Annotated in this window: 27 protein-coding genes and 2 riboswitches; of the genes, 18 read left to right on the top strand and 9 right to left on the bottom strand. The window is 38.7% G+C overall.

Annotated elements, in window-relative coordinates; translation table 11 throughout:
• Positions 1-67: 67 nt before the first annotated feature.
• On the bottom strand, positions 68-2,236 hold the full coding sequence (locus PB1_RS04655; RefSeq protein WP_003351059.1) for a methyl-accepting chemotaxis protein: 2,169 nt from the start codon (positions 2,234-2,236) through the stop codon (positions 68-70).
• Positions 2,237-2,386: 150 nt separating this feature from the next.
• On the opposite strand from PB1_RS04655, the gene PB1_RS04650 reads away from it, so the two are divergent.
• Positions 2,387-2,596, top strand: coding sequence for a hypothetical protein (locus PB1_RS04650; RefSeq protein WP_003351058.1), 210 nt, complete (start codon positions 2,387-2,389; stop codon positions 2,594-2,596).
• 182 nt (positions 2,597-2,778) lie between these two features.
• Positions 2,779-3,903: a KamA family radical SAM protein gene (locus PB1_RS04645; RefSeq protein ID WP_003351057.1), complete on the top strand. Its 1,125-nt coding sequence runs from the start codon at positions 2,779-2,781 to the stop codon at positions 3,901-3,903.
• 133 nt (positions 3,904-4,036) lie between these two features.
• On the opposite strand, the gene PB1_RS18500 is transcribed toward PB1_RS04645, so the two are convergent.
• On the bottom strand, positions 4,037-4,105 hold the full coding sequence (locus PB1_RS18500) for a helix-turn-helix domain-containing protein (RefSeq protein ID WP_155816391.1): 69 nt from the start codon (positions 4,103-4,105) through the stop codon (positions 4,037-4,039).
• A gap of 159 nt (positions 4,106-4,264) precedes the next feature.
• Here PB1_RS18500 and pduL point away from each other — a divergent pair, with 159 nt between their 5' ends.
• The 3 genes from pduL to PB1_RS04630 all read left to right on the top strand — a co-directional run bounded on the left by pduL (position 4,265) and on the right by PB1_RS04630 (position 8,249).
• Positions 4,265-4,831, top strand: a complete 567-nt coding sequence (gene pduL, locus PB1_RS04640; RefSeq protein WP_003351056.1) for a phosphate propanoyltransferase — start codon at positions 4,265-4,267, stop codon at positions 4,829-4,831.
• Between the two features lie 436 nt (positions 4,832-5,267).
• A riboswitch (cyclic di-AMP (ydaO/yuaA leader) is annotated at positions 5,268-5,430 on the top strand.
• Between the two features lie 366 nt (positions 5,431-5,796).
• Positions 5,797-7,635, top strand: a complete 1,839-nt coding sequence (locus PB1_RS04635; RefSeq protein WP_003351053.1) for an APC family permease — start codon at positions 5,797-5,799, stop codon at positions 7,633-7,635.
• Positions 7,636-7,823: 188 nt separating this feature from the next.
• Positions 7,824-8,249 (top strand): VOC family protein, encoded by a 426-nt coding sequence (locus PB1_RS04630; protein WP_003351052.1) that lies wholly within the window; start codon positions 7,824-7,826, stop codon positions 8,247-8,249.
• 287 nt (positions 8,250-8,536) lie between these two features.
• On the opposite strand, the gene PB1_RS04625 is transcribed toward PB1_RS04630, so the two are convergent.
• Positions 8,537-9,034 (bottom strand): Uma2 family endonuclease, encoded by a 498-nt coding sequence (locus tag PB1_RS04625; RefSeq protein WP_003351051.1) that lies wholly within the window; start codon positions 9,032-9,034, stop codon positions 8,537-8,539.
• A 311-nt stretch (positions 9,035-9,345) separates the two neighbouring features.
• Between PB1_RS04625 and PB1_RS04620 the strand changes: the two genes are divergently transcribed.
• The 10 genes from PB1_RS04620 to PB1_RS04575 all read left to right on the top strand — a co-directional run bounded on the left by PB1_RS04620 (position 9,346) and on the right by PB1_RS04575 (position 18,410).
• Positions 9,346-10,167, top strand: a complete 822-nt coding sequence (locus tag PB1_RS04620) for a uroporphyrinogen-III synthase (protein WP_003351050.1) — start codon at positions 9,346-9,348, stop codon at positions 10,165-10,167.
• A 118-nt stretch (positions 10,168-10,285) separates the two neighbouring features.
• A riboswitch (SAM riboswitch) is annotated at positions 10,286-10,392 on the top strand.
• Between the two features lie 411 nt (positions 10,393-10,803).
• Positions 10,804-11,517 (top strand): phosphoadenylyl-sulfate reductase, encoded by a 714-nt coding sequence (locus PB1_RS04615; protein WP_034644876.1) that lies wholly within the window; start codon positions 10,804-10,806, stop codon positions 11,515-11,517.
• A 60-nt stretch (positions 11,518-11,577) separates the two neighbouring features.
• The gene (gene sat / locus PB1_RS04610) at positions 11,578-12,726 is read left to right on the top strand and encodes a sulfate adenylyltransferase (protein WP_003351048.1); all 1,149 of its coding nucleotides are present in this window, start codon (positions 11,578-11,580) and stop codon (positions 12,724-12,726) included.
• A 20-nt stretch (positions 12,727-12,746) separates the two neighbouring features.
• On the top strand, positions 12,747-13,346 hold the full coding sequence (gene cysC, locus PB1_RS04605; protein ID WP_003351047.1) for an adenylyl-sulfate kinase: 600 nt from the start codon (positions 12,747-12,749) through the stop codon (positions 13,344-13,346).
• A gap of 17 nt (positions 13,347-13,363) precedes the next feature.
• Positions 13,364-14,983, top strand: a complete 1,620-nt coding sequence (locus tag PB1_RS04600) for a nitrite/sulfite reductase (RefSeq protein ID WP_003351046.1) — start codon at positions 13,364-13,366, stop codon at positions 14,981-14,983.
• Between the two features lie 21 nt (positions 14,984-15,004).
• Positions 15,005-15,220 carry a DUF3906 family protein gene (locus PB1_RS04595; RefSeq protein ID WP_003351045.1) on the top strand — a complete coding sequence of 72 codons (216 nt, stop codon included), beginning with the start codon at positions 15,005-15,007 and terminating at the stop codon, positions 15,218-15,220.
• A gap of 22 nt (positions 15,221-15,242) precedes the next feature.
• Complete coding sequence (gene cobA / locus PB1_RS04590) at positions 15,243-16,022, top strand: uroporphyrinogen-III C-methyltransferase (RefSeq protein ID WP_003351043.1); 780 nt, start codon at positions 15,243-15,245, stop codon at positions 16,020-16,022.
• Positions 16,022-16,783: a sirohydrochlorin chelatase gene (locus PB1_RS04585; RefSeq protein ID WP_003351041.1), complete on the top strand. Its 762-nt coding sequence runs from the start codon at positions 16,022-16,024 to the stop codon at positions 16,781-16,783. Before cobA ends, PB1_RS04585 begins: the two co-directional genes overlap by 1 nt.
• A complete protein-coding gene (locus tag PB1_RS04580; protein ID WP_003351040.1) occupies positions 16,764-17,378 on the top strand; it encodes an NAD(P)-binding protein in 615 nt (204 codons plus the stop codon). The genes PB1_RS04585 and PB1_RS04580 overlap by 20 nt, the downstream gene beginning before the upstream one ends.
• A 123-nt stretch (positions 17,379-17,501) precedes the next feature.
• Positions 17,502-18,410, top strand: a complete 909-nt coding sequence (locus PB1_RS04575; RefSeq protein ID WP_003351039.1) for a sulfite exporter TauE/SafE family protein — start codon at positions 17,502-17,504, stop codon at positions 18,408-18,410.
• A gap of 260 nt (positions 18,411-18,670) precedes the next feature.
• Here PB1_RS04575 and PB1_RS04570 read toward each other — a convergent pair whose 3' ends face one another.
• A complete protein-coding gene (locus tag PB1_RS04570; RefSeq protein WP_003351038.1) occupies positions 18,671-19,228 on the bottom strand; it encodes a 3D domain-containing protein in 558 nt (185 codons plus the stop codon).
• Between the two features lie 419 nt (positions 19,229-19,647).
• On the opposite strand from PB1_RS04570, the gene PB1_RS04565 reads away from it, so the two are divergent.
• Positions 19,648-21,045, top strand: a complete 1,398-nt coding sequence (locus PB1_RS04565; RefSeq protein WP_003351037.1) for an acetaldehyde dehydrogenase (acetylating) — start codon at positions 19,648-19,650, stop codon at positions 21,043-21,045.
• 681 nt (positions 21,046-21,726) lie between these two features.
• Positions 21,727-23,124, top strand: coding sequence for an acetaldehyde dehydrogenase (acetylating) (locus PB1_RS04560; protein ID WP_003351036.1), 1,398 nt, complete (start codon positions 21,727-21,729; stop codon positions 23,122-23,124).
• Between the two features lie 207 nt (positions 23,125-23,331).
• Here the strand turns inward: PB1_RS04560 and PB1_RS04555 are convergent, their stop codons facing one another.
• The 3 genes from PB1_RS04555 to PB1_RS17650 form a co-directional block, all read right to left on the bottom strand.
• Positions 23,332-23,625 (bottom strand): metal-sulfur cluster assembly factor, encoded by a 294-nt coding sequence (locus PB1_RS04555; protein ID WP_003351035.1) that lies wholly within the window; start codon positions 23,623-23,625, stop codon positions 23,332-23,334.
• Between the two features lie 16 nt (positions 23,626-23,641).
• Positions 23,642-24,646 (bottom strand): hypothetical protein, encoded by a 1,005-nt coding sequence (locus PB1_RS04550; RefSeq protein WP_003351034.1) that lies wholly within the window; start codon positions 24,644-24,646, stop codon positions 23,642-23,644.
• Positions 24,647-24,835: 189 nt separating this feature from the next.
• Positions 24,836-25,024: a hypothetical protein gene (locus PB1_RS17650; protein ID WP_003351033.1), complete on the bottom strand. Its 189-nt coding sequence runs from the start codon at positions 25,022-25,024 to the stop codon at positions 24,836-24,838.
• Between the two features lie 128 nt (positions 25,025-25,152).
• Between PB1_RS17650 and PB1_RS04545 the strand changes: the two genes are divergently transcribed.
• A complete protein-coding gene (locus tag PB1_RS04545) occupies positions 25,153-25,386 on the top strand; it encodes a DUF2249 domain-containing protein (RefSeq protein ID WP_003351032.1) in 234 nt (77 codons plus the stop codon).
• 385 nt (positions 25,387-25,771) lie between these two features.
• Here the strand turns inward: PB1_RS04545 and PB1_RS18020 are convergent, their stop codons facing one another.
• Together PB1_RS18020 and PB1_RS18280 are read right to left on the bottom strand one after the other, a co-directional pair.
• Entirely contained in the window at positions 25,772-26,110 is a 339-nt protein-coding gene (locus PB1_RS18020) for a nitroreductase family protein (RefSeq protein WP_003351031.1), read from the bottom strand.
• A 73-nt stretch (positions 26,111-26,183) separates the two neighbouring features.
• Positions 26,184-26,315: a hypothetical protein gene (locus PB1_RS18280; protein WP_274413080.1), complete on the bottom strand. Its 132-nt coding sequence runs from the start codon at positions 26,313-26,315 to the stop codon at positions 26,184-26,186.
• Between the last annotated feature and the right edge of the window lie 80 nt (positions 26,316-26,395).

Raw genomic sequence — 26,395 nt, 5'->3', positions numbered from 1 at the left:
TAAATATATTTTCCCTGAAAAAAACACACACTCCTTTATCGTTATTCTAGAGTGTGTGTTTTCTTTCTTAATTCGCTGTAAGTTTGAATTTATCAACCAAACGGCGAAGCGTTGATACGATAAGGGAACTCTGTTCGGAGTCAAATCGGGCATCTTGGATTAAATCTACCATTTTTTCAGCAGATTGGTCGACGCTTCCAACTGTTTTTACATTACGTTCATTAATCCTAGCAATATTGCTGATAATGTTTCGCATTTGATCAGTAACATCAGGATGGGTTGCCGAGGCTTGGGCCATAGAACTTAAAACACCTTGGACCGCCTTGATAAAGTTCGATCCCTTTTCTACCTCATCACTGCTTTCTTGAATCGCTTCCTTAACCATAAATGAACTGCTCTCAATTTTTTCTAGCGTTTTACTGATTTCTTCTGTTGCTGTCGTGGTTTGGTTAGCAAGTTTTCTTATCTCCTGGGCCACGACTGAAAATCCGCGCCCATATTCTCCCGCCCTCGCAGCTTCAATCGTGGCGTTTAATGCAAGCAAATTGGTTTGCTCGGCAATGTTATTAATTGTATCCACAATGCGCCCGATGTCATTGGAAAATTCCTTGAAGTGGTCCGTTAAGGCTAACGTTTCATGAACTTTTTCTACGATATGGGTCATTTTGCTGTTAATGTTTCCAACTTGTTCTTGGGCTTCTACTAATTGTTCTTGCGACAGTTTTTCCAGCCCTTGAAGCGTATCGCTAATTTGGTCGACTTGATTCATAGCTTGGTGAACATCCTCCAATTGCCGTTGCATTTCTTCGGACATTTCACCCATTTGTTTGATAACGTGAAAGGAATCACGCTCTACACGGGCCGTTTTTTCCAGTAAGGATTGATTGATCTGTTCGACATCAAGGCTGGCTGTTTTGACTTTGCTCATCAGTTCGTCCTGGCTATCAATCAAGTTGTTGACCCATCGTCCTAATTCCCCTGTTTCATCATGGAACAGCAAGCTTTTATCCAAGCGGGTAGTCAAATCTCCGCCGCCTTCTGCAATCTTCCGGATGATATCGGTCATCTGTTTCATACGCGAAGCAATGGGAACGACTCCTTTTTTACAAAACAGGTAAGTTGCTATGATTCCATACAATACACTAAAAAGCAGGGTAAACGAAGAGTGAATAGGGAGAACAGATAACCCCAGATGCAGCAATATCCCTATGAAGGTTAATAGGGCAAATTTCTTTCCCAGCTGCCAGCTGATCGATCGGTTCCGGTAAACTTCTTCTAAATCTGCTTCGCACATCATTCCCCAGAGATCCGGTGATCCTGGGAGCTGGAACGTGATCCCCTTGCCAATAACGGGGATGTGACGATAATCTGAGTAGCCAGGGAATTGGACAAATAAATTTTGACCATTCCGAATGGTGCTCATTACTCCCGGATGCAGCTCCTTGGTCGCCGGGTCGGTAAATCGGATTTCAAATTCCGTGTGATTTTTCACTTTCACTACGCCCCAATGTTTGGTGTTGATCCCATCCTTCAGGTTTTCTCCCAGTGTGAAGGTGCGGTCTTCAAACCGGCTACGGGATAAAGCGATCCCTGGTGCAATCGCAGGATCGAAGTTTGACTTCGCCATAAATAGATAATTATCGCCAGAGTCTGGATATATATGCCCCGCTTCCCGCTGGATCAGGTCACCTACTACATCATTGGGAATTCGGCCAGCCAATACATAGATGAGCTCCCCTTCTTTTATAACGGGGTGTAAGAATAAAAGAGTCACTTTATCATGAAATTTCGATGTCCGTGGACCGATTTCTAAAGTCATGTCATCCAAGAAAGGCCCATATAACATGTTTTGTTTCGTTCGAAACACTTGATTTATGGCTTGCCTGTATATTTTGTAACGCTCCCCTGTATAGGTAAAGCCCCTGTGCTTTGGGTAAGAAGAGAATATAATCTTTCCTCTTTCATCCAGTAAAAACAATTCAGTGAAATAAACGCTTTTTTGAAGCTTATTTTCCAGATAATGGTTAATATTATTCTCAGAGTAATAGGATAATTCCATGGACGTTTTTTCCAGGAAACCCCATTGTTCATGCGCCCAATCTGTTAACAGTGTTACGCGCGTTTTGGCAATCCCTTCAAATATTTCTTCTACTGTCGCGCTGTCTTTTTGATTTAATTTGTAGGACCACCATAGAGGAAGACCTTCCCAAAAATCTAACCAGCCAAAGAACCCCATAAAATTGGCACTCCTAACTTTTTTTTCTATATAGTTTAATATATTATAGGAAATTTTGTTTATTTTTTGTGAGATTATCTAACAAACTAATGACCTAATAATTCTTTGAAATTCCTGTTACATGGTGACTTGTGTATGGAATGAAAGAAAATGGAACTGGTTATAAAGGGAATGAAAGTGAGATATGGAGGGAAAAGGGGAAGGAATTATATATATAACCTATTTCAGGCATTTTTAAGAAAACTATCAAAGAATTATAAAATTGAGGTGCTTGAAGCTAACTATGCCATTTCAATTGCCTTCCCAATAAAAATTATGATAGAATTCTTTAAAAAGTTTGATTCAAAATTCTTGTTATAGTGCATCTTTGAATATCAGAATGCTAGATTTCTTTCACTTTGTTTCTCTTACTCCTATCCCTTCCTCATTTCTTTAAGGTGTATTTTTTGCAGTAAAAAACCATATCAACTCTTAATTTTTGCATCTTTTCCATATTTTTGTTAATTTTATTAAAAAAGCATTTTTTTAAGGAGGGTGGTATGATGGCACAACCGAAGTATATTACAAATATTGAAAAAATCACTCAAATTCCTAAGGAAGAACGAGAAAAATTAAAAGAAATCACTAACAAATATGTATTTAGAGTGAATGAGTATTATCTTAATTTGATTAACTGGGATGATCCGAACGACCCTATACGGAAGTTGGTTATACCGAATGGAAGAGAATTAAACGAATATGGCAGCTGGGATGCTTCCGATGAGGAGGCAAACTATGTGGTGCCGGGGTGTCAACACAAGTATAAAACGACTGCATTACTCGTTGTTTCAGAGGTTTGTGGAGCATATTGTAGATTTTGTTTCCGAAAGCGATTGTTTCGCAGTGATGTAAAAGAAGCTATGTCAGATGTAACGCCTGGAATAGAATATATTGCACAAACACCTGAAATTAATAATGTTTTATTGACTGGCGGAGACTCTCTTATTTTGGCAACTAAAAAAATTAGACAGATTGTAGAAAGATTGCGGGCTATTGACCATGTTAAAATTATTCGTTTCGGTTCAAAATTGCCTGTTTTTAATCCTATGAGAATTCATGAAGATCAAGAACTGCTTGATATGTTTCGTGAATATTCCACACCGGAAAAACGCATTTATGTAATGGCACATGTAAACCATCCGCGTGAAATTACAGAAGAAGCACGCAAAGCCTTTAAAGCTCTTCACGATGCCGGAGTTATTGTTGTGAACCAAACTCCTGTCTTAAAAGGAATAAATGATGATTCAGAAGTGTTAGGTGAATTATTAAATAAACTTTCATGGGCAGGAGTAACACCATATTACTTCTTTATTAATAGACCGGTAGCAGGCAACAGTGATTTTGTATTGCCGCTGAAAGAAGTATATCAAATAGTTGAACAAGCAAAAGCAAGAACATCAGGATTAGGGAAACGTGTTCGCCTCGTTATGAGCCATTCCTCAGGAAAAATTGAAATATTGGCAATCGAAAATGGCAAAGCATATTTGAAATATCATCAGTCAAGAGATGATGAAAAATATGGAAAATTTATGGTTTTGGACTGTCCAAAAGATGCTGCTTGGTTTGATGACTTGCCTGGAAATGAACAATATTGGCAAAAACCATCGAAAAAATTAGTTACAGTTTAGGCTATCTATTGAAACACAGAGGATGACCTAAAGGGAACTAAAAATTTCCTTCGAAGAGGTCATCTTTATCTTTTTAAAAAAACATAAAAAAAGATGTCCTCTCTTTGGCAATGGTGAAGAAATTAACCGGGAATCACATATTTTTTAGCTTCCGATAAAGGGTATAGCGGGTAATTTTCGTTCGTTTGGCGACGGCAGACAGGTTCTATTCAGTCTCGTTTAATAGTTAAAGCGATTATTTTTGTGTGCCCTTCTTTTGTTAAAACCAAGGAGTTCGTTTTTTTAATTATTTCAAATAGGTTTTTTTATCGGATAACGGAAACATTATTAATAGAAATAATAAAAGAAAGAAGGGTTCATTATGCTGATTCCAGTAGGAGTATCAAACCGGCACATTCATTTAAAAAGAGAGCACATGGATGTTTTATTTGGTAAGGGGTATGAGTTGACAAAAATGAAAGATCTTACTCAGCCCGGTGAGTTTGCAGCAAACGAGACAGTAAAAGTAGTTGGGACGAAAGGGGAGTTCCCTAATGTAAGAATTTTGGGCCCGCTGCGAAACTTTACACAATTAGAAATTTCCAAGACTGATTCCTATATATTAGGAGTGGAAGCCCCGCTTCGTTCTTCAGGAAACATACTTGGGACTCCGGGGATTAAAATCGTTGGCCCTAATGGAGAATTGGAAATTGAGGAAGGGGTCATTATAGCAGAAAGGCACATTCACATGACTCCTGAAGATGCAGAGAAATTCGGAGTTAACAATGGCCAATATGTAAGTGTAAAAACAGAGGGAGAGAGAAGCCTTGTATTCAACAAAGTCCTGATCAGAGTAAAAGATACATATGCTTTAGATATGCATATCGACACGGATGAAGCAAATGCGGCTGGTTTAAAGACAGGGGATAAGGTTCAGATCGTAAAATGAATTTGCCGAACATCCAGGATGCAGCATTCAGATTTTATAGTAGCTGACTCATAAGGGTCCGACTCCCTACAGCAATGACAATATATAAAATGGCTTTCTCAGAGTTTATCTATATATTGTATTGGAGGGGTCTGACTCTTTGCTTATGAGGAAGCCCCTTTTTCGTTAATTAACAGGTTTCACTAATTTATATATATTATGTTCCACGATATAATTACAGACTAGGTGTATTGTGTTCATTTTGGGTCCAAATAATGTCTAGGCCCTAATCCTAACTAATATAATTCATAAATCAATGATTAGCAAAGAAAACTTCTATTTAAAACGTTTACATAAAGATAAACGGATGTTTTTTACTTATTTTTCGTTAAAAATGCGTCTTTACAATGATTTTATGTAGGAGTATGATTAGATCAAATTCAATAAGATCATCATTTACCTTTAGCCGCTGAATCCTAATAGGAACGGGGGAACCAACAGTGCCATTTGGGTCCACATGGGGTGAATCTCCTTCAGAATCTGCATGGAATCTGAAGGAGTAGGGTGACTCTCAGCACCCGAATCCGTCAGCTAACTTCGTAAGCGTCGTGAGAGGAGGTTATTTATTGTGCCTAAAAAGCCGACAGGTATAACCGCCTGTTGGCTTTTTGTTTAAAAAAAGACATTTTCCTTATATAATGACTTATTTATAACAAATTGGAAAATGATAAAGAAGAATATCATGAGTGGAATTGAGCTGAGGGAGATTTGCAGAGAACTGGTTAACTTATTTAAAAAGTATCAATGAGTGATGGTTTGAAAAGAGGCAACGATGTTGATAAAAGTGGAACAAAACATCTTGAAGTTCGTCTAGAAGGAGCATTTGTCAATTAAAAGGAGAGGAAGTCATGAGGATATTGCGATGATCGCATTATTAGTCTCAACTTTATGAAAATCCATTATTGTATTAATGGAGGAATTATGGAATGAATTATTGGAAAAGATTATTGATTGGTCCACCCATTCAAACTAAACAACTTTCAGAAGAGAAGCTAACAAAAAAGAAAGCTTTAGCTGTATTTTCATCTGATGCACTCTCTTCTGTCGCGTACGCTACGGAAGAAATTTTGCTTGTTTTAGTCTTAATTGGTACACAAGCATTTATGTACTCTATTCCTATTGCTTTTTCCATCATGTTCTTGCTTCTGATTGTTACGCTTTCATATCGCCAAATTATTCACAGCTTCCCATCAGGAGGAGGAGCTTATATCGTTGCCCGTGAGCATATAGGACGCAACACAAGTCTGACAGCTGGTGCGGCTTTAATGATTGATTATGTATTAACTGTTGCGGTAAGTATCTGTTCTGGAGTAGCTGCTTTACTGTCTGCTTTTCCTGCTTTGCTTCCTTATCGGGTAGAGATTGCAGTGATACTCGTCATTATATTAATGATTATTAATTTGAGAGGTATCAGAGAGTCTGCTAATATTTTTGCATTTCCTACATATATCTTTGTTGCGTCGATCATTATCATGATTGGAGTTGGAATTTGGAAACTGCAAGCTGGAAATTGGCATCATTTAGCTGTTCCACATGATGCAGAGCATTTTTCCTTATTCTCTTCGTTAGGAACAACCTTTTTGCTATTACGGGCTTTTGCTTCTGGTTGTTCTGCATTAACAGGTGTAGAGGCCATTAGCAACGGAGTTCCTGCTTTCCGTGAGCCTAGCTCTAAAAACGCCGTTGTTACTATGTTTTGGATGTCTTTTTTGCTAGGGATCATGTTCTTTGGGATTACACTATTGGCCAATGGCTTTGGTGTTGAACCAAAAGAAAATGTAACTGTCGTATCCCAAATCGCAAACCACGTTTTTGGAAATGGATTTTTTTACTACTTTATTCAAATATTTACCATGCTAATCTTATTTTTGGCTGCCAATACTGCTTTTGCTGGTTTTCCACAGCTTGTTTCTATTATTGCACAAGATGGATACCTCCCAAGAAATCTAACGAAACGAGGGGATCGATTAGTATTCTCCAATGGAATTATCTTTTTGAGTGTATTGGCTATCCTTTTAATCATCATTTTCCAAGGAGAAACACATGCACTCGTACCACTTTATGCAGTTGGTGTATTCTTGTCTTTTTCCATTGCACAATATGGATTGATCAAGTATTTTTTAGAACGAAAGTCACAACAGAAGGTTTGGTCCAGAATCTTTGTTGTAGGGATAGGGATGATTATAACTGGAATTGTTACGATCATAACGGCTGTGGCGAAATTTCAAAGCGGTGCCTGGATGGTAGTGGTGGCTATTCCTTGTATGGTGTTTTTATTTCATAAAATTCATCGTCATTACTCTGACTTAGCAAGTCAACTTAGTCTTCAAGGTCAAGATCCTAAACAGATGGTGAAGGTTTCACTATCTAAAGTTATTATTCCAATCTCCAGCGTAAGCCGGGTAGCTATTAACTCTATCGGCTATGCAAAAAGTATATCGAATGATGTAGTGGCACTTACTGTGTATTTTGATAAGAATCAAAAAGAACGGGCAGAGCAAAAGTGGAAAGAATTAGGGCTTGATATTCCACTTGTCACTGTTCATTCACCTTATCGAAGCTTGCTAATGCCGCTTCTTCAATATATTGATGCACTAGAGGAAAGTGAAAGAGGGAAGTATATTACTGTTCTCATTCCTCAATTTTTTGTAAAAAAATGGTGGCATATATTTCTTCATAATCAAACAGCATTTTTCTTACGCACCATGCTCTTATGGAGAAAGGATATTGTAGTTTCTACAATCCCTTATCATCTTAGAAAATAATGAATCGATTTAAAAAATCAGTAAGAAAAAAGTTAATTAAGTTCCTATTGACGAACATATGTTCCCTGTTTTAAAATACAATTATAGGTAATAATGGGAGAGTGATTACTACCACTTGCAAGTCCAAATGTAGGTTTAGAAGTTATTTAAGTATTGTAAAAAAATTAGAACTAAGGAGCTGTTTAATTATGACATTACGATTGTCCCCCTATTTAATGATGAACGGTAATGCAAAGGAAGCTATCCAATTTTACGAAAAGGCATTGGATGCGAAACTCCTTTTTTACCAAACTTTTGGAGAAATGCCGGAAAATCCTGAATTTCCTTTGCCAAAAGAAGCAAAGGAACTTGTGGCACACGCAATGATAAAGGTTGGCGAAACGGACCTCATGTTTTCAGATACATTTCCAGGTCAAACCAGTCAAATTGGAGATCAAGTTACGATTTGTATTACAACTAACGACATCGAAAAATCAAACCAAATTTTTGAATCCTTGCAGCAAGACGGCCAAGTAAAAATGCCATTGCAGGAAACCTTTTTTAGCCCTGCTTACGGGATTGTAACGGACAAGTTTGGTGTAACCTTTCAAATTTACACTGAGGGTCAACAATAAATTATAATTTTTTTCTGGAATAATTAATAGCCCCATGGATAACCCATAGGGGCTGTTTTGGTGACACTTTTTTAGCTCTTAAGTTCAGAATTTTAATAGGATTTATTAGGATTTGATGAGAAACAATAAGATACATTGAAAGTGAGTTGATATCTTATGAAAAACCTTGCGAAAAATGAAAATATTAAAGCCGGCTAATGAAGTATTTGAGGCATTTATAGACCCTTCAAAAATCGGGAATTTTTGGTTCTCATCGAGTACTGAAAGATGGGAACAAGGCAAAACGGTTACATTGCGATATGATGAATACGATGCTCAAGCGGATATAGTAAGCCGTGAACGTGGCAGATTTTGTTTGTTGGATCAACAATCCAATATTCGTTAACGCCGAATTGCTGATAAATATTAAATTTTTCATTATAATCTTTCAATGCAGTTGAACGAGATAAAACTTCTACAACCAACGATGGTGCACCATAGCTTCCTTTTTTCACGATCTGATTTTTATTGCTAATCACAGAAATGTCAGACTGAACCACATGGTCGGGGTTTTCAAAATCATTGTTTTCACTAAGATATACATCAAAAGGAGATATCATCACATGACAATCCTTGTTTCCGAAGAAAAGTTTTAAACGATGGAACAGTTCTCCTGCAATAAATTGATGTTCTGAAGATGGAGCAGGGGTCAGATTGTACGCTTTACCATAAATGAGTTCCCAACGGCCTTCCCAATCCAACCAATCTTTGTAGGTATATCTTTTAGATTCATCAGGGGTTCTCACGGGCACACCTCCGGTTTTTTCAATATTATATCACCGTTTAAAAAACTTAATAAAGTGCCGGACACCCATCAAAGAAAATCGTCCATGAGGGGTGTCTGACTCTTTTTTTCACACTGCCCCTTTAAATTAAAATGCTTTTTCATTAAAATGAATATAAATAATTTTCAGTAAAATCCAATCATATGAGGAGGGATCATACTGTTTGCCTAATAATCTATTAATTGAAATGATTGATCTTGCAACGATAAAAAAATTGGAGGAAAGTTAATAGCAGTTCCAACCAAAATATCGATAAGGATGGGCGATTAATTTTGAAAAAATTAGCTGGAAAAAGAATTGCTTTAGTAGGGCAGCGTAAAAATGAAGAATTAAGTAAAATTATTGAAAATCTTGGGGGAATCCCGCTTGTACGACCTGCCCAAGGCACCGTTCTTCTTGATGATTCGAATGTTGAATCAGACATAAAATCTTTAGTATCAGGAAGCTTTGATTGGATAATCTGTACGACAGGTATAGGTATGGATACACTTTATAACATTGCAGGAAAAATGGGATATGAACAACAATTTATTGAAGCTTTAAGGAAGGCAAATGTCGCAGCCAGGGGTTATAAAACCGTTAATTTTCTAAAAAAAATGGAGATTACACCGATCGTCCGCGATGATGATGGAAGTACAGCCGGGTTATTAAGGCAGCTTGCTGTTCATGATTTGAAAGGATGCAAAGTAGCTTTGCAATTACATGGGGATCCTGCTCCGACGCTTATTCAATGGCTGGATGAGCAAGGGTGCGAGTATAGGGAGATTCTTCCGTATAAACATGTTCCTCCGAATCCTGAAGTGATGGAACAATTAGTCTCTGAAATATTGAGCGGGGATATTGATGCCGTCAATTTTACAAGTAGACCGCAGGCCAGGTTTTTCATGAGTTATGTCCGGGAAAAGGGTGTCGAGCAAGACATTCTGAAGGCTTTCGCTGATAATGTTATTGCTGTTGCGGTAGGAAGAGTTACCGCTCAAGCTTTAAAAGAAGAAGGTATTGAACGGATAGTCGTTCCTGAATATGAACGAATGGGAAGTGCAATTATATCCCTGGCTCAGTATTATCATGAAAAAAGCGGTCTGGCTCCATAGTCGCATTAAAGCGTTAAAGGACAAGGGCAAGACCCCTTAAAAAAATACATTTCCGATAAACTTTATATGAAAACTGTATTGACATTATAAATAATTTTGTTATTATTAATAATAATCAGACTTATCAAGAGCGGTGGAGGGAATTGGCCCTATGAAACCCGGCAACCTGCAAATTCAGCAAGGTGCTAAATCCAACAAAATGTAAATCATTTTGGAAGATAAGGTTTATATCAATACTTTACCTGATAATTCTTTCCAAAATGGAAAGAATTTTATGTTTTATAGTTTTATATTGTTTAAAGCAGATAAACACTAATGGTTTAGCCACGATGTCTAACATCAAGCGCCTGGCCAGTTTTCATCCTTGAAAAGACTTACTCGAGCATCTTGAGAAAAACATGATTTGATAAAGTGGTGCTTTGGCAGCTCGAAGTCGCGTCGATCCTGCTAAGGAAGACAAAAACGGCTTCACAGGCAAGCCCGTAAACAGCTGCCGGGCAAAACAAGGAGCTTGCACATTTCTTAATCACAAATAAATAAGAAATACTAAGCTGACTAGACAAACTAGAGGCGGTATTAACGATGATCATCAATGATCTTTTGTTAATACTGCTTTTTTTATTGGAGGCAGTTAATATGAGTAATTTATTGGTATACGAAAATTTTGAAACATTTACCCCTGTAGATTTTTCAATAGATAATGAAACAAAAGGGGCTTTGGAGGTTTTGGAGTGGGCCTATTCCCACTATGGAGATGAATTGGTATATGCCTGCAGCTTTGGGATTGAAGGAATTGTCATGATTGATTTAATTTCAAAAGTTTATGAGCAGGCAAGGGTAGTTTTCTTAGATACTGATCTTCATTTCAAAGAGACGTATGAATTAATAGAAAAGGTAAAGAACCGGTATCCACGATTGCGGATAGAGATAAAGAAGCCTGCGCTTACACTTGAAGAACAGGCCTTGCAGTACGGAGATAAATTATGGGAGAGAGAGCCGAACAAATGCTGTGAAATAAGAAAAGTGATCCCGCTAAATGAAGTCCTTTCAGGAGCATCAGCCTGGTTATCGGGCTTAAGAAGGGAACAGTCTGAAACAAGAAAGAACACTCAATTCATTAATAAAGACAATAAATTCAAATCGATAAAAATTTGTCCGCTCATCCATTGGACATGGAAGGATGTCTGGCGCTATGCCCATAAACAAGGGCTGCCATATAACATTTTGCATGACCAAGGATACCCGAGCATTGGGTGTGAAAAATGCACTAAACCTGTAATAAATGAAGCTGATTTAAGGTCGGGGCGCTGGAGCGGGACAGGGAAAACCGAATGCGGACTGCATACATGAGGCCAGTAAACATAAATATTTCATTCATTCCAGAAATGAATACAATTGGGAGGAATAACAATGACTTTAAGTAAACCGCATGGGGGAACATTGATCAACCGTTGGAACCCCGATCACAATATTTACCATATTGAAAAAGAAATTGAATTGGATGGTATTGCATTAAGCGATCTGGAGTTGATCGGTACCGGAGGCTATAGCCCGATAGAAGGATTTTTGACTCAAAAGGATTATGACTCGGTTGTGGAAGAAATGCGTCTTTCAAACGGAATTGTATGGAGCATTCCGATTACACTGCCGGTGACAGAGGAGCAGGCTAAAAACATATCAATAGGTGAAGAAGCAAGGCTGGTGAACAATGGGATTTCGTACGGAGTGATAAAGGTTTCCGATATATATGAACCTGACAAAAGAAAGGAAGCATTGGCTGTATATCGAACTGAAAGTGATGAACATCCCGGCGTTCAAAAACTGTACAACAGAGGCAACGTTTACATTGGGGGAGAAATCCAGCTAGTAAAAAGAATTGAACGCGAAAAGTTTCAGGAATTTTATCTGGATCCCAAAGATACGAGAAAGGTTTTTCAAGAAAAGGGATGGAATACAGTTGTCGGCTTTCAAACAAGGAATCCGGTTCACAGAGCCCATGAATATATTCAAAAATCGGCACTTGAAATTGTAGATGGGCTATTGTTGAATCCGCTCGTTGGTGAAACGAAGTCCGATGATATCCCCGCTGATATAAGGATGGAAAGCTATCAGGTTTTGCTTGACCATTATTACCCTAAAGACCGAGTATTTCTATCAGTGTTTCCGGCTGCCATGAGATATGCCGGACCAAGGGAAGCTGTATTCCACGCACTTGTAAGAAAAAATTACGGCTGCACCCATTTTATTGTAGGCCGGGATCATGCGGGTGTAGGAAACTTTTACGGAACGTATGATGCCCAAAAGATTTTCAGTAACTTCACGGAAGAAGAACTTGGGATCACTCTTTTATTCTATGAACATAGCTTTTATTGCAATAAATGCGAAAACATGGCATCAACGAAAACATGTCCGCATGATAAAGAACATCATGTTATTTTATCCGGAACAAAAGTCAGAGAGATGCTGCGCAATGGGGAAATCCCGCCAAGCACCTTCAGCCGGAAAGAAGTAATAGAAGTGTTGATTAAAGGAATGAAGAAAACAGCGGTACAAGTATAACGGAAAAAGGAGGACTCATATTGGCTGCAAGCTCAAACGTTACATGGCATGAATTATCTATTACAAAAGAATTTCGAAGGGTGCAAAACGCCCATCATAGTTTTGTTATTTGGTTTACGGGACTGTCAGGCTCAGGAAAATCGACAGTGGCGAACCAATTGGCAAAGGAGCTTTATAAAAACGGAATCAGCAACTATGTGCTTGATGGCGATAATATCCGCCATGGTTTAAACAAAGATCTTGGTTTTTCGGAGGAAGACAGAAAAGAAAATATCCGCAGGATCGGGGAAGTGGCTAAATTATTCGTTGACAGCGGCCAGGTTGTTTTAACTGCGTTTATTTCACCGTTTAAGGAGGACCGTAAGCTCGTCCGAAATCTCCTGGAAGAAGATGAATTTATCGAGGTTTACGTTAAATGCCCAATAGAAGTATGTGAAAACCGAGATCCAAAAGGTCTTTATCAAAAAGCACGAAATGGATTGATAAATAATTTTACCGGCATTGACTCTCCGTATGAGGAACCGGAGAATCCAGAGGTTGTACTTGAAACAGATCGTTTTTCAATTGAAGAATGTGTCGAGCAGTTAATCAGCTACTTAACGAAAAGAAATTTTATTTAAGTATAAGGGGGAAAACCATGGCATATGAAAAAATTTGGAGAGATAATCCAAACCTTAATAAAACAGAAATTAAAAAGCTTCAAAAAGACGGCCTAAAGATCTTTGATGATATTCCGTACTATGCCGAGAACGGTTTCAGTTCAATCCCGAAGGAAGAATGGGATATGTTCAAGTGGGCGGGTCTGTATTTACAGAGGCCGAAAGAAGATGGCTATTTTATGATGCGTGTTACCATTCCATCGGGCATTTTAACGAATGAGCAGGCAGTAACACTGGCGAATATAGCTAAAGATTACGGAAGGGGAGTCTATGATATTACAACAAGACAAGCAGTACAATTTCACTGGCTGACGATTGAACAAATTCCCGATATTTTTGATCGCCTTAAAAAAGTGGGCTTGTCTACGGCAGGTGCTTGCGGAGATATAACAAGAAACATTGTAGGAAATCCTCTGTCAGGAATTGATCCTGATGAACTGTTCGATACGAGAGATATAGTAAGGGAAGTTTACGAGTTTTTCCAATTGAATGAGGATTTTTCAAATCTTCCCCGCAAGTACAAAGTATCCATCAGCTCGAACGTGTATAATTCTTCAAATGCCGAAATTCATGACTTATCATTCGTACCTGCTTATAAAGAAATAAACGGCGAAAAAGTAGCAGGCTTCCACGTGAAAGTCGGCGGCGGATTATCTTCCGTACCGAAGCTGGCAGAGACGCTTGATGTATTTATAACACCGGAACAAACATTAAAAGTAGCTATAGCGGTCACTACCATATTCCGTGATTATGGCTATCGTGAAAAGCGGCACCGTGCGCGTATGAAATTTCTTGTTGCAGATTGGGGTCCTGAAAAATTTAAGGAAAAGCTTTTGGAATATACAGGCCCGCTTCCGGAAAAAGGAGAAGATGCGGTGAAAGGATGGAGCGCCGGGTACTATTATGGGGTTCACAAACAAAAGCAGGCCGGCTTGAATTTTGTGGGAGTCAATATTCCTGTCGGACGTTTAACTCCTGATGATGTACTCGAATTTGCCCGTTTATCGAAAATCTATGGGAATGGGGAACTTAGAAACTGTAATTCTCAAAATCTGATTATTCCGAACATACCTGATGAAAATGTTGATGCATTGCTTAAGGAAGATTTATTTAAAAAATTCCCGATCTCCCCGAATAAAGTGGTCGGCTATTCCGTTTCATGTACCGGAATCGAGTATTGTAACTTGGCGCTGGTGGAAACAAAAGAAAGAATGAAAAGGATTGCCGAGAATTTAGATAAGGAAGTGGATCTTGACGTCCCAGTACGCATTCACATGGTCGGCTGTCCGAACTCTTGCGGACAGCGGCAAATTGCAGATATAGGGCTGCAGGGAATTAAGATGAAAAACAAAGAAAAGGTCATGGTTGAGGCGTTTGAAATTTTTGTCGGGGGTACGCTGGATAATGACGGAAAATACAATGAAAGGCTAAAGGGCAAAGTTGAAGCGCATCAGCTTGAATTTATTTTGAAAGAGCTTCTGTTGCATTTTAATGAGACGAAGCTGCCGGGTGAGACGTTCTATAATTATGTTGAAAGGGTTGGAACTTCTCCGCTGCAGGAAAAACTGGATTTGCTATTAAGCAGTGTAGCAGTTTAACTTTTGAAAGGTGATCGGCTTATGAATTTATACCGGTTTGAAGTTACACTTATAGGTAATGAGGTCATTCACGTTGTCATCGCAGCCGAAAACGATGAAGATGCATTTCGCCTTGTCGAAGTAGAAATAGAGAAGCACTTTTTGAAACTACCTGATATCCACGATATTTCATTATATGAAAAGAAGAAAATTCGAAAAGGGAATGGGTTTGTGTTATCGCGTCTAGAAACAGCTTAAGCAAGAGGGAAGGATGAAGAAAATGGGGAAAGTTTACTTGGTTGGTGCAGGACCTGGTGATCCTGAGCTTATTACATTAAAAGGATTGAGATGTATCCAAGAAGCAGATGTTATTTTATACGATCGATTAATAAATAATGAATTGCTGAACTATGCCAAACCGAATGCGGAATTGATTTACTGCGGTAAGCTGCCAGGTTTTCATTTGCTGCAGCAAGAGACAATCAACCATTTTCTTGTGAAGTATGCAAAAAAAGGAAATATTGTGACGAGATTGAAAGGCGGGGACCCATTCGTTTTTGGAAGGGGCGGAGAAGAGGCGGAAGATCTTGTGAAAAATGGGGTACAGTTTGAAATCGTACCGGGAATCACAGCGGGAATAGCAGCGCCGGCATATGCTGGCATTCCCGTTACACATCGCGAGTACGGCTCATCATTTGCCTTCATTACAGGCCACCGAAAAAGCGGTGAAGAAGACAGCCATAAGTGGGATGCACTTGCAAAAGGGATCGATACTCTCGCCATCTATATGGGGGTAAAAAATCTTCCTTACATCCAGCAAAAGCTGCTTGAACATGGGAAAAATCCAAATACGCCGGTAGCATTCATTCATTGGGGAACGTTCCGCGAACAAAAAACGGTCGTAAGCACTCTTGAATTTGCCGCAGAAACAGCCGTAAAGCAAAAAATTGAAAATCCTACTCTTATTATTATTGGAGAGGTTGTCAAGATGCGGGAGAAAATCAGTTGGTTCGAGCAGCTGAATATCGATGAAAAACTGCTTGTAAACGAGGGAGTATAATGGAAGCTATTCTTTATATATGTCATGGAAGCAGGGTGAAAAAAGCGTGTGAGCAGGCCATTGATTTTATAAAAAAATGTATGGATCAAAATCCTGTTCCCATTCAGGAGTATTGCTTTCTTGAACTTGCGGCTCCCACGATCGAAGAAGCATATGAAAGGTGCGTCCAAAGAGGCGCCACTAAGATTTTTGTTCTACCTGTCTTGCTCTTGACTGCCGTCCATGCAAAAGAAGATATTCCAAACGAACTTGAGCAAATCCGAAAACGATTTCCGAACGTAGAAATGGTATATGGCAGACCAATTGGCGTGCACCACCATATGATTGATATCTTGATTGAACGGCTTCATGAAACAAGGGAAAAATTAAGTGAGGATTCTATGGTTCTATTAATCGGAAGAGGGAGCAGCGATCCGGACGTAAAGCGTGACTTGACCCAAATCGCAAAGCTCCTAAAAAGGAAAGCTGGATTAAACAGGGTAGACACATGTTATTTAACAGCTGCAAAACCCGGTTTGGAAGAGGCTCTTTTTACTGCAAAGCAGAGCAGCTATAAAAAAATATTCATCATCCCATATCTGCTCTTTACAGGAATTTTAATGAATACCATTGAAAAAACCATTAAAGCCCGCTTCGCTGATGGACAAAAGGAATATATATTATGCGATTATCTCGGATACCACCCGTTGATCGGAAACATATTGAAGGAACGTTTTACTGAACTTTCGAGAGGAATTGAAAATGTATCCTATTATGCTTGATATGAACAATAAACTATGTGTTGTCATTGGCGGCGGTAAAATTGCTTATCGAAAAGTGGTTCCTTTACTCAAAGCAGGTGCAAACATCCATATCGTAAGCCCGGAAATATGCGATGAAATAAACAAACTCTGGACTGAACAGAAGGTAAAAGTGTATTTAAAAGAAGTAGAAAAGGCTGACTATGAACATGCATTTATGATTATTGCAGCTACAAATTCGAAAGAAATTAATGAACAAATATATAAAAATTCATCGGAAAACCAGCTGGTTAATATCGTAAGCGACCAAGAAATGGGGAATTTCCACATACCTGCTTCCGCAGTTAGAGGAAGACTGGTAATAAGTGTATCAACTGGCGGGGCAAGTCCGACCCTTGCGAAAAAAATAAGAAATGATTTACTCGAACAATTTGATGAATCGTATGAAGGTTATCTTGATTTCTTGTGGGAAGCCCGCAAGAAAATCAAGAACAGCATCCTTTCCCAGACAATGAAATCTAATCTGTTAAACGAATTGGGAGAGGAAAAATATAAAGACTTCGAGTTCGAAAGAAACAGATTTATGGCCCGTCTGAACGACATTTTAGTCGATTGAAAACAATACAAGAAAGTTTGTCGGCGTAATAAAGAATTTTTTATAAATAGAAAGGGTCATAATTTGTATTATATACTTTTTTGACTATAAATTGTACTAAAAGTATCGGAATAGGAGGATTAAATGAAAAAATTACTTGTATTAGCTTTTATTGGATTTATTGCACAGTTGATAGATGGATCATTAGGAATGGCTTATGGAGTTTCGTCCTCAACTCTGCTTCTGGCCTTTGGCATTGCTCCTGCTGTTGCATCTGCTTCTGTTCACATATCCGAAGTCGTAACGACAGCAGCATCCGGAATTTCACATATCAAGTTCGGAAATGTGGATCGGAAAATGGTGTTTCGCCTAACCATCCCGGGTTCTATCGGGGCTTTTGTAGGAGCCTGTTTCTTAAGCAATTTGCCGGGAGCAATAGTAAAACCATATGTTTCAACATTTCTTTTGATTCTTGGTGTCTATATCATTATCCGTTTTTTGTTTTTGTTTAAGCCCTCTGAAGACATTGAGTCTCCACCGTTGCCATATAAACAGTCCATCCCTTTAGGATTAATTGCAGGATTTGCGGATGCTACCGGCGGAGGTGGTTGGGGACCGATTACGACGCCCATTCTTTTATCTAAAAAAGGAATGACGGCCCGTAAGGTTATTGGAACAGTAGATACAACAGAGTTTGCTATTGCAGTATCAGCTTCTTTAGGTTTTATCATATCTCTAGGATGGGACACAGTGAATTGGATATGGGTATGTGCTTTGATGCTTGGAGGTGTTTTTGCTGCACCGATTGCAGCTTGGCTTGTCAAGGTCATGCCAGCACAGATGATGGGTGTTTTTGTGGGAGGCTTCATTATTTTGGTGAATGCCCGAACCTTACTATCTGCCTGGCTTCCAAATTCTTCTGAATATTATTCTCTTATTTACGGCATTGTTTTATTATTATGGGTAACAGCTTTAATTTTCTCTATCAAAAAACAAATCAGTTTAAACAAAAATAACCTAGTAAAAAGTTCGACCATTCAAAGTGATAATTGAGGAATGGGGATGACTCAAACCTCCATGGCATATCAGCCACCACGATTAATGAAAATGTTTCGACCCTTGACCTGCAATCTATGATCAAATTAGCGGGTCAAAGGTCGTTGCTTTTTTGCTTTTTACCGGACATTTTCGTATAAAAAGCAAAGGGTCAGACCCCTCCAATACAATATATAGATAATGTTATTGTTGGAGGGAGTCAGACCCGTTTTTTTATAAATATTATGAAAAAAAGCTGGAATCCTGCCAGCTTTTGATTAATTATACACTGTTACTTTTACTGTTTTGACACCCCATTGGATAGCTTTTGCTTTTGAAGGCATAAATACGTCAATTTTGTTGCCTTTAATTCTTCCTCCTTTATCAGCTGCAACTGCATAGCCGTAACCTTGCACATAAACCTTTGAACCTAGCGGAATTACCTTTGGATCAACGGCAATTGCTTTAATCGAAGGGTTTTTCTTTAAATTTAATCCTGTAGCCGTTATTCCGCTGCATCCTTTGCAGGTTGCTGTATAAGCAGACGCTTTTACTGTGATTATTTTGTTCGCTGATGTATTGGCTGATGCTCTTTTTGCAGTAGAATTGGCTTTCGTTGTTGAAGCTGAAATTTTTAAAACTTGCTTCGGTTTGATTGTATCGCTTTTAAGATTATTCCAGCTCTTTAACTGGCTGACAGTCACTTTATGTTTTTTAGCAATGCTCCAAAGAGAGTCGCCGCTTCTTACTTGATATGTACCGGAAGCCAAAGCAGTTCCTGAAAAACCGAAAACTAGAAACATTGATGAAGAAATATATAATAGTAGTTTTTTCAACTTACTAAAACTCCTTTGTTTTTTCGTAAACATAGAATATCAGGAAAATATAACAGTAATGTTTCAATGTATTAGTAATTATGTTACAAAATGAAGACATTTGAGTTCTGATTGTAATAAAGGGTATAAATTCATATAAAATTCGGCTTTTTTCGAGTTAAATAGACTTAAAGGTAAATAGTTTGACATTTATTTTAATAAAACATATAATCACATTGAAGCTAGCAATTGAAAGCGCTGTTAAAAAATTTAACCGCTTCCAAAGTTAGTAAACTATAAGGAGCGTGGTACCTGAACTGATTCATCCCCTTTATTTTTTAATATTATTTTTCCGATGTCTGTCATGGCGAAATCGTTCTATTAATCCCAGAAGCCCGTGTAAAAGAAAATAACTAGTAAACAACAAAGAGGTGCTTAACGTGTTACGAGATAAAGATTTGCAATCTATCCAGGAAGTAAGAGACTATCTTGAACAAGCAAAAACAGCGCAAGAAATCGTTGCAAAAATGACTCAAGAAGAGATCGACAAAATCGTTGAAAGCATGGCGAATGCGGGAAGAGAAGCAGCGGAACGATTGGCGGCTATGGCAGTAGAAGAAACAGGTTTTGGCAACGTTCCTGATAAAATTGCAAAAAACCTGTTTGCTGCAAATGACGTTTACAACTCTATCAAAGATGTAAAAACAGTCGGAATTATTAATCGGGATGAAGAAAATAAAGTTTGGGAAGTGGCTCAACCTGTAGGGATCGTTGCAGGAATCGTGCCATCCACAAACCCAACTTCAACAGTTATTTTTAAATCATTAATCTCAGTTAAGGCTAGAAATGCAATTATATTCAGCCCACATCCAGGTGCTGCAAAAGCTACAGCAGAAGCCGCAAAAATCATGCAAGAAGCAGCTGAGCGCGCAGGTGCTCCAAAAGGTTTAATTTCTTGCATCACTCAACCAACGTTGGCTGCAACAAATGAGCTAATGAAACATAAATTAACAGACGTAATTCTTGCTACAGGCGGACCAGGTATGGTTAAAGCTGCTTACAGCTCCGGAAAACCAGCATACGGCGTAGGTCCTGGTAACGTTCCTGTCTACATTCACGAAAGTGCAGATGCAGCAAAAGCTGTTGAACTAATCATTGAAAGTAAGACTTTTGACTACGGAACAATCTGTGCTTCTGAACAAGCTCTTATAGTTGATGAATCTATTAAAGAAAAAGTTGTTGCTGAGCTAAAACAACAAGGCGCTTACTTCTTGAATGAAGATGAAAAACGTAAAGTTGCGTCCATTATCATGGTGAACGGTGCATTAAACGCTAAAATTGTTGGTAAAGCTCCACAAGTGATTGCGGAAATGGCTGGAATTGAAGTTCCTGCTGACGCAAAAGTACTTGTTGCGGAAGAAACAGGAGTGGGTAAAGAATATCCATTCTCTATCGAAAAATTATCTCCAACTCTAGCATTCTATACAGTGAAAGGTATGGAAGAAGCAAGCGTTATTGCCCAGCAAATGCTTGATTTGGGCGGTCTAGGCCATACAGTTGGAATTCACGCTCAAGACGAAAAAGTCATTGAAGCGTATACAATCAATAAACCAGCTGGACGTATTATTGTAAATGCTGGTACAACATTTGGTGCAATTGGCGCTACAGTAAATGTAATGCCGTCCTTGACTCTCGGATGCGGTGCTATGGGTAACAACGTTACATCCGACAACGTATCAGTATATCAATTGTTCAACATTAAACGTGTTGCATTCGGAGTCCGTGAAATGCCAAAAAAAGATGAAGGCGCTCAACAAGAACCTGCCCTAACAAAATAAGAATGCAAAAAAGCAGCAGTCCTACCACAAACCCAATGATTAATCGGGTTTGTGGTTTTTTATTTCTCGGCGGGGTCTTACCTTAACGCATTAATGCTTTAACGCAATGCGGGCCAGACCCTCAGTGCATTAACGCATTAACGCAGTGCGGGCCAGTCCCTCAATGCATTAACGCATTAACGCAGTGCGGGTCTGACCCCATCCCTGCATTTGCTGCGATATTTCTCCACATTGATTTATTAATTATATTGTTTCCTTATCATACAGTTTTATGAATGCAAATCGGATATTTTTTGGGAGAATATGCATTTCAGAAAAGTGGATAACGACTTTATCAAGTGGTTACGTTAAACATGTGGAACGGTGATAATAAATGGTTAAATTGCAACTGGTACGACAGCGTATCCTATTGCTGATTTTCGTTCAGAGGACACTTGGGTAATGCAACCAGCTAATTTCGAAACCGTTCCCCCTCGAGTAAAAACAGTTTTACACTATTTATAATTCCTTAATAACAAGCAAATATTAGCTGAAATATTCCAAGTAAGGAACTTAGAGCTAAATGATGAACTTCCCACCCAGTTAGAAGATGAATCGTCAAATGAAAAATGTAAAAAGATCTTTCAGTAAAAAAATGCCAGAACAAATAGACATTAAGCTTACAGAGAGGTGGCATTCATTATGATAAGAGATAATGATTTACAATCCATTCAGGAAGTAAGTGACTATCTTGAACAAGCCAAATCAGCCCAAGACATCGTCGGAAAGATGTCGCAAAGCGAGATCGACCGAATTGTTGAAAGCATGGCGAAAGCTGGAAGAGATGAAGCGGAACGACTGGCGGCTATGGCAGTAGAAGAAACGGGCTTTGGCAAAGTGGCCGATAAAGTTGTGAAAAATCTGTTTGCTGCTAATGATGTATACAACGCAATTAAAGATATGAAAACCGTTGGGATAATAAATAGAGATGAACAAAATCGCGTATGGGAAATTGCTCAACCAGTTGGGATCGTCGCAGGGATCGTCCCGTCAACAAATCCAACTTCGACAGCAATTTTTAAATCGTTGATCGCAGTCAAGGGAAGAAACGCAATCGTATTTAGCCCTCACCCGTCAGCTGCAAAATGCACGGCCGAAGCGGTAAAAATCATGCAAGAAGCAGCCGAGCGCGCCGGTGCGCCAAAGGGTCTAATCTCTTGCATTACAAAACCGACACTGCCTGCAACGAATGAGTTGATGAAACATAAATTTACAAAAGTTATTCTTGCAACAGGCGGCAGCGCTATGGTAATAGCAGCTTACAGTTCCGGAAAACCGGCATACGGCGTAGGACCCGGAAACGTACCATCCTATATTCATGAAAGTGCGGATTTAGCAAGAGCTGCCCGACTTATCGTTGAAAGCAAGAATTTTGACAATGGAACGATTTGCGCTTCCGAACAAGCTCTTGTCGTCGATCAATCAATCAAAGAAAAGTTCATTTCCGAGTTAAAGAATCAAGGTGCTTACTTTTTGGATGACAATGAAAAACAGAAGGTAGCCTCTGTTATCATGGTAAACGGGAGGTTAAACGCCAATCAGGTGGGAAGATCTCCGCAGAAAATTGGGGAAATGGCAGGAATTGAGGTTCCGGCCGATGCGAAGGTGCTCGTTGCAGAAGAGACGAATGTAGGCAAAGAATATCCACTTTCCATTGAAAAACTGTCCCCAGTTCTTGCTTTTTATACTGTGAAGGATAAGCAAGAAGCAAGCGGTCTTTGCGGACAAATACTTGCATTTGGCGGACTCGGCCATACTTTGGGAATTCACTGTGAAGACGAAAAAGTAATAGAAGAATTCACCTTAGATAAACCGGTTTCACGTGTTGTTGTAAATGGCGGTACGACGTTTGGCGGAATAGGCGCCACTACGGCAATTTTTCCATCCTTGACACTGGGATGCGGAGCTATAGGCAATAACATATCGTCTGATAATATTGGAGCAAAGCATATGATCAATATTAAACGAGTGGCGTATGCGATCCGTGAGATGCCAAAACAGGATGAAGTTTCGGAAAAAGAACCTGCACTCACTATATAAGAAAGCAGGATAGTAAAAATTTATGAGGCTGACCCACACGTGTCTGGCTCCCGTCTGCAGTTATTAAATATTAAATTGCCCAAACATGCTTTTGATATTTAGTAACTAAGGGTGCCTGGCACTAAGATTTAGGTCAGCCTCATTCTTTTGAATCAATTCAAAATGCTTGATATTCGGTACGTACGGTTGAGTGAGTAGTCTTAATTCTTAACGGTGGCCTAGTTCCTGTAATGCTTCCTCGCTCATTCGCTCCGGTGTCCAAGGCGGATTCCACGTGATTTGTACATCAACGTCTTTAATCCCCTCAATGTTCGCCAGCGCTCGTTTTACACCACCGACAATGGAATCGTGGAGCGGACAGCCCGGTGTGGTGAGCGTCATCAAAATGAATACATTTCCTTCATTAATATTAATATTATAAATTAGCCCTAAATCGATGATGTTAATTCCTAATTCAGGGTCAATGACATAGCGAAGTTGCTCGATAATTTTTTCTTTCATATTTTGTTCAGCCTCCTTATTTGAATAATACAGAAAGGATCGAATTTGCAAACAAAAGTGAAAAGAGAACCATGCCAACTTGAGCAAAATAAAATAATGACAAGCTTGACAAGATGAACGCGCAAGCAACGCCGGTGAGGCTGAGAATGAACAAGCAGCATTGGAGTACTGCCCATTTTTCGTTCATCATTTGTTTTAATGTTGGCGCGTTTTCTTTGCCGATTTTTTTGCAGTAACGATGTGTCCACCATAAAAAAGGAACAATTTTATATAAATAGCCGATGATGCTTAAGATAATCCAGCCAAAAATGTATCCATACAGAAGGATGGCAAAACCGTACAGATGTGTATCAAAAGAAAGAAAAACAGCCGCTAAGTGCAGGAAAAAAGCAATCCCAATTGCCAGTAAGGCAAAGAGAAACGGACGGTCCAGCTTTTTCTTCACTTTTTTTTGTAAAATTGAGAACATATGATAAACAAACAATGCAAATCCAATAAACAGAAGAATTATACCAACAGGTAATAATGCGTCATCATTTTTTAAAAAGCTGAAAAAAGCAATGATGAGTCCGCTCATATAAAAAATGTATACATATCGAGCCGGCTTCATCGAAAATCCGTGCGCCAACGAAAACATCGGTGCCATTTTATAAGAAAAACCGATAATTAACAGCGTAAACCAGCCGGAAATTCCGAATAATAAATGCGCTTTCAAAAGAAATAGATGATTAAGTATTTCCGTACCGCTAAAAAAGTGAAACGCAAGAGCCAGGCCGAGAACTATGGTTAACAATAAGCAAACAAGCGCCGAGCTGACAAATAAAGTCTTTATATTTTTCTTTGATTGTTTACGTAATGTCATGAACATTTGAACGAAAAATAAAATTAGTCCAATTACAAGTAATAGACCAGGAATAAATGATAATTGCGGCTTAAACCGAATAGCATTCATGATTTTTTGGAAAGGCTCTATCTTCTTTTGTAAATCTTCGCGTACATCTAACTCGATAATTTTTCCCATTGTCCTCATCTCCTTTTTCTTTTTATGATAGTGAATTTCAATCTCAAATTTTGTGATTTTTATCACAGGAGAAAAAGAACAGTTACCTGTTCCTGATTTAACTAAAGAAGAAGTTGATTAAAGATAAAAAACAAAATGGGCTGACCAAAAGAAAGTATCAGACCTCAAAAACATAATAAATCTTATTGGTTATGCGTGAGGTCTGATACTAATGGTCAGCCTCCTTTTTTGCAAGGTTAGGGGTGTTCTTCTCATTTTTTTCTGAGCACTGAAAGCAATACAACCTTTTTTATCATCGCTCACGACACCGTTTAAAAATCCATCTATACAATAAATTTGTTTGCCGCATTCCGAACAAAATCCAACGAACTCTTCCAATTTTCATTCTCCTTTCGAGTATGTTGTGAATTATCACAACGAGTTGTGATGTATATCACTATAACAATTAAACTATGATAGTATGATGTAAATATAATAAATAGTATAATTTAAAGGAGGCATTTTTTGTGAGTCAATTTGCAGCAAGAATTAACGCGCCTGATTATGAACCGCGTGATAGACATCCGGCAATTTTCCGCTTATTTGATAGTTTAAAGCCTGGAGAAGTAATGGAACTAACAAATGACCATGATCCTCGTCCGCTTCATTATCAATTTATGATGGAACGGGAAAATCAATTTACATGGGAGTATTTAGAAGAAGGTCAGGAAGTTTGGAGAGTGGCTATTGGGAAAAAATGATAAGGATGGAGAGATTCCTGCTTAATAGGTGGGAATCTTTTTTTGTTTTGTTTACTGATACAATATAACAAAAATGTCAATTTGAAGAGTAACCGAAGTAATATATTGATCAGTTATTGAAAGGCGATGACAGACATATGTTGCTGTTACTTGACGATGGTCAAGTTGTTTGTACAAGATTTTTGGAAGATAAAATTGTTTTGGAAATGATAAATATTGTAATGTGAGTCACAATAAGGCCTCTCCCTATGTTTTACAATGAAAATGAGGAGGGAGTGTTCATAACTGAAGTAAGTAACTAAATTTAGCAGAACAGAAAAAATAGTCTAATTTGCTCCATAAGAAGGGGAACAAATTAGACTATTTTTTTCAGTGGATGAGTAGTTCAATTTTTTCTTTGGTATGTCTCACTGTGAAAAACACGTTCCAATGGATACATTTCCTTAGCGGGCGGTTCTTTGGCGGGAAATCCGAGACCAATGATGGAAACCACCCGGTAGTGATTGGGGACGGCAAGTCGTTCACGAACAAAATTTTCACGTCTGGATGATTCTTCCGGATCTTCCGAATGGTACACGGCTCCCCAGGCAGCGCCAAGTCCAAAAGATACGGCAGTCAACCACAAATATCCACCGGCAAGAGTAGCATCCTGGAGCCAGTATTTGCTCAGATCCGGATTTCCGATGATAATAACAGCCGCCGCTGTATTTTCAAGCCATTTCATATATGGAGTCGTTGGGGTTAATGCCTTCAATGTTTCACGATTGGTAACCAGTATAAATTCACGTGAAGGGAGATTATTTCCACTGAAAAAGATATAAAGATTTTACCAACTTGTCCAATACTTCATCAGGTATAGGATCCGGACTGAAGTGAGTGATCTCTCGGCGTTTCTCAATCGCTGTCAAAACATCCATAGAAATTCTCAAGAAGTTCCCCTCCTTGTTTTTATTGTAAGACATGAGGAGAGGCTTCACAGTTGCCGATGAATTCATTCACTATATTTCTC

Origin of the sequence: Bacillus methanolicus PB1, assembly GCF_000262755.1 — a bacterium.
In the GTDB taxonomy this organism is placed as follows: Bacteria; Bacillota; Bacilli; order Bacillales; family Cytobacillaceae; genus Bacillus_Z; species Bacillus_Z methanolicus.
The sequence above is the reverse complement of the archived record's forward strand: the minus strand, read 5'-3'. Positions and strand labels throughout refer to the sequence as shown.

What these genes read in the sequence shown, in the direction of transcription:
- PB1_RS04655 (WP_003351059.1), bottom strand. Translation starts at nt 2,236, where the DNA reads ATGGGGTTCTTTGGCTGGTTAGATTTTTGGGAAGGTCTTCCTCTATGG.
- PB1_RS04650 (WP_003351058.1), top strand. Translation starts at nt 2,387, where the DNA reads ATGGAACTGGTTATAAAGGGAATGAAAGTGAGATATGGAGGGAAAAGG.
- PB1_RS04645 (WP_003351057.1), top strand. Translation starts at nt 2,779, where the DNA reads ATGGCACAACCGAAGTATATTACAAATATTGAAAAAATCACTCAAATT.
- pduL (WP_003351056.1), top strand. Translation starts at nt 4,265, where the DNA reads ATGCTGATTCCAGTAGGAGTATCAAACCGGCACATTCATTTAAAAAGA.
- PB1_RS04635 (WP_003351053.1), top strand. Translation starts at nt 5,797, where the DNA reads ATGAATTATTGGAAAAGATTATTGATTGGTCCACCCATTCAAACTAAA.
- PB1_RS04630 (WP_003351052.1), top strand. Translation starts at nt 7,824, where the DNA reads ATGACATTACGATTGTCCCCCTATTTAATGATGAACGGTAATGCAAAG.
- PB1_RS04615 (WP_034644876.1), top strand. Translation starts at nt 10,804, where the DNA reads ATGAGTAATTTATTGGTATACGAAAATTTTGAAACATTTACCCCTGTA.
- sat (WP_003351048.1), top strand. Translation starts at nt 11,578, where the DNA reads ATGACTTTAAGTAAACCGCATGGGGGAACATTGATCAACCGTTGGAAC.
- PB1_RS04600 (WP_003351046.1), top strand. Translation starts at nt 13,364, where the DNA reads ATGGCATATGAAAAAATTTGGAGAGATAATCCAAACCTTAATAAAACA.
- PB1_RS04595 (WP_003351045.1), top strand. Translation starts at nt 15,005, where the DNA reads ATGAATTTATACCGGTTTGAAGTTACACTTATAGGTAATGAGGTCATT.
- cobA (WP_003351043.1), top strand. Translation starts at nt 15,243, where the DNA reads ATGGGGAAAGTTTACTTGGTTGGTGCAGGACCTGGTGATCCTGAGCTT.
- PB1_RS04585 (WP_003351041.1), top strand. Translation starts at nt 16,022, where the DNA reads ATGGAAGCTATTCTTTATATATGTCATGGAAGCAGGGTGAAAAAAGCG.
- PB1_RS04580 (WP_003351040.1), top strand. Translation starts at nt 16,764, where the DNA reads ATGTATCCTATTATGCTTGATATGAACAATAAACTATGTGTTGTCATT.
- PB1_RS04575 (WP_003351039.1), top strand. Translation starts at nt 17,502, where the DNA reads ATGAAAAAATTACTTGTATTAGCTTTTATTGGATTTATTGCACAGTTG.
- PB1_RS04560 (WP_003351036.1), top strand. Translation starts at nt 21,727, where the DNA reads ATGATAAGAGATAATGATTTACAATCCATTCAGGAAGTAAGTGACTAT.
- PB1_RS04555 (WP_003351035.1), bottom strand. Translation starts at nt 23,625, where the DNA reads ATGAAAGAAAAAATTATCGAGCAACTTCGCTATGTCATTGACCCTGAA.
- PB1_RS04550 (WP_003351034.1), bottom strand. Translation starts at nt 24,646, where the DNA reads ATGGGAAAAATTATCGAGTTAGATGTACGCGAAGATTTACAAAAGAAG.
- PB1_RS18020 (WP_003351031.1), bottom strand. Translation starts at nt 26,110, where the DNA reads ATGAAATGGCTTGAAAATACAGCGGCGGCTGTTATTATCATCGGAAAT.